At 67.1% G+C, this 941-nt stretch carries 1 protein-coding gene; it reads left to right on the top strand.

Annotated features, from left to right (window positions below; all coding sequences use genetic code 11):
• Nucleotides 1–33: 33 nt before the first annotated feature.
• A partial coding sequence (locus AP234_RS00090; RefSeq protein WP_235557882.1) for an AMP-binding protein occupies nt 34–941 on the top strand: 908 nt, incomplete at its 3' end.

Genomic DNA, 941 nt, shown 5'->3' with positions numbered 1-941 from the left:
TCCCAGACTCCGCAGGTGTGGTTGGACTGTCAGGTGACGGAGCGTGAGGGGGGGTTGTTCGTCAATTGGGATGCGGTGGAGGAGTTGTTCCCGGCGGGGGTGCTGGATGGGATGTTCGGGGCGTTTGTGGGGTTGGTGGAGTGGTTGGGGGTGGGTGATTGGTCGGGTGGGGTGCCGTCGTTGGTGCCGGGGGGTCAGGTGGTGGTGCGTGAGCGGGTGAATGCGACGGCTGGGCCGGTGTCGGGGCGGTTGTTGCATGAGGGGTTTTTCGAGTGTGCGCGGGTGTCGCCGGATGCGGTGGCGTTGGTGTGGGGGTCGGGTGGGGTTTTGACGTATGGGGAGTTGGCTTCTCGTGCGTTGGGGTTGGCGGGGGTGTTGGCGGGGTCGGGGGTGGGGCCGGGGGATGCGGTGGGGGTGTCGCTGCCGAAGGGGCCTGATCAGGTGGTGGCGGTGTTGGGGGTGTTGGCGGTTGGTGGGGTGTATGTGCCGGTGGGGGTGGATCAGCCGGTGGTGCGGCGGGAGCGGATCTTGTCGCGTGCGGGGGTGCGGGGTGTGGTGTGTGCGGATGGTGGTGTGGGGGTTCCTGCGGGTGTGGCGGTTGTTGCTCCGGATGCGTGGGTCTGCGGTGGTGGGTTGGCGGGTCCGGTGGGGGTGGCGGATGAGTCGGCTGCGTATGTGATTTTCACGTCGGGGTCGACGGGTGAGCCGAAGGGTGTGGTGGTGTCGCATCGGGCGGCGGTGAACACGGTTGAGGATGTGTGTTCGCGGTTCGGTGTGGGGGTGTCGGATCGGGTGTTGGCGGTGTCGGCGCTTGATTTCGATTTGTCGGTTTTTGATGTGTTCGGGGTGTTGGGGGTGGGGGGTGGTGTGGTGTTGGTCGAGGAGGGGCAGCGGCGTGATGCCGGTGCGTGGCTCGACCTGGTCCGCCGCCACCACGTCAC

The sequence above is a fragment of the Sphaerimonospora mesophila genome, from assembly GCF_001417795.1.
Classification (GTDB): domain Bacteria; phylum Actinomycetota; class Actinomycetes; order Streptosporangiales; family Streptosporangiaceae; genus Sphaerimonospora; species Sphaerimonospora mesophila.
This window is presented reverse-complemented; position numbering and strand designations above follow the sequence as displayed.